Source organism: Sulfuricurvum sp. MLSB (genome assembly GCF_000747095.1).
GTDB lineage: Bacteria > Campylobacterota > Campylobacteria > Campylobacterales > Sulfurimonadaceae > Sulfuricurvum.
Map to the genome: position 1 here is coordinate 1 of NZ_JQGL01000072.1, position 1,750 is coordinate 1,750.

Here is a 1,750-nt window from a genome sequence, read left to right on the forward strand (position 1 = left end):
CTCCCGCAGTTTCCGCAAGTTTCTGCGGAGTGCGAAGCCCTGAGAAATCGGGGCTTTTTTTATTTAAAATAATTTCGTATCTTTGCGCCAACAGTACCGTAACTGGCTATGGCGGTAATAACCGTTAACCCACACTCGTAGACCCGAAGGAACGGGTATCGCTCTTAGGACGCTTTGAGAATCGGTCGTTTTCCTTGCTCTAAGCCCTGATTTATGTCGGGGCTTTTTTTATTTATTTTATTTGTTCGTTGTTATAAAATATCCGTTGTATATTTGCACTTTGACCCTTAAAAACAACTCTAAAAACTTTGAAAACATGAGCACAACTGCCGGTTATTATGACGAAACGTTGCTGTTGAATCGCATTGCGAAGGCATCAGCATTAGGCATGGACGGACGCCTGAAGGCCGCCAACGAACCAAACATGGGAGCACTTATTGCCGTACTTGATAATACGATCATGCAATTCGGGCCTCTTATGGACTCCGATAAAGAACACGTACTGCAACTTGTTTATCCGCATTTTTGCGGAAACACCGCTGCGCAGTACACCTCTGACAATTATTGCACCCAGACATGCGGAGAACCTTCCACAAACACCAAACTTATTTCCGTTCCTACTCCTTATTTTGAGTGTTTCACTCTAAAGCAGAATGTAGGAAGACTGAATGAAGTTGACAACATTGACCTGTATATGACTGCCCGCATAGGAGCAGAGCGTAACCTTATCGAGTTAATAACTCAGTACGGCATTGCTGCACTCGAGGGAGCACTCGGAACTAACCTGTACGCAGGCAAAGGAACTGTTACAGGCGACACCACAACCATCAACGCTGCTTACTGGAATAGCGGAATGATACCCGAACTAATACGTACCGTGATTATGAACAAGTTTAAGGACTGGTACGTGATTGACAGCGGATTACTCTGGAATCAAATGGCACTCGCAAAACAGAACGCAGGGAACGCAAACGGAGCCGGTGACGCTGCTGCTTTCAATTCAATCGCATCAAAATATTATGTTGACTTCCAGAACATGGCAGCCGTACATGGTAGCGAACAAGTGATGTATTTGATTGACAAGTCAGCGATCGGAATGGCTTTCAAAACACGTCTCCCTGGTATTGACAAGAGCCGTCCCGTACAGTTTGCTTCAGACGACTGGAGATGGTCAGAACCTTCGATGTTCCACCCTGGTATCGTTTATGATGTTCATTACACTATCGCCTGCGACAGTCTCACAGACGACAAAGTAGAAACCTACAAATTCATTGCCCGTCCCGTTGTTGCCGTAAACCCCACAGGTTGCGACACTGCAAACACAGGTATTTTGAAACTCGTTTGCGGATAAACTTACCTCGAATATAAGAAAGGGCTGCCTGATAGGTGGCCTTTTTTTTGTTTATTAAAATTATTCGTATATTTGCATAACTAAATCAAGAGAAATGGAATTAAAAATCGGTGATTATTTTTGGGACACTATGTTCAATGTAGCGGTAGAAATTACATCAGGTCATATGTTGCTATTTGCAAATATAAAAGGTTACAGAAAAGCAACCGAAGACGAAATAGAGAAGTATAACATGAAAGACTACGATATGATAATTCCTGAAAGTCGTTTTGAAAAAGCGTATGTCGTAAGAAAGCGTAAGAAGTGAAAAGGGCAAGCGTGTAGAACAAAACTACATAATATAGTATCAAAAAATAATTCGTATATTTGAAAAAATAAATCAAATGACACCACAGAAAT

The 1,750-nt window shown here is 42.2% G+C and carries 2 protein-coding genes; both read left to right on the top strand.

The annotated features are described in order from the left end of the window. Nucleotides 1-388 precede the first annotated feature (388 nt). Nucleotides 389-1,351, top strand: a complete 963-nt coding sequence (locus JU82_RS06080; RefSeq protein WP_037948059.1) for a hypothetical protein — start codon at nucleotides 389-391, stop codon at nucleotides 1,349-1,351. 94 nt (nucleotides 1,352-1,445) lie between these two features. After that, the gene (locus JU82_RS06085) at nucleotides 1,446-1,658 is read left to right on the top strand and encodes a hypothetical protein (protein WP_037948062.1); all 213 of its coding nucleotides are present in this window, start codon (nucleotides 1,446-1,448) and stop codon (nucleotides 1,656-1,658) included. The last annotated feature ends 92 nt before the right edge of the window (nucleotides 1,659-1,750 follow it).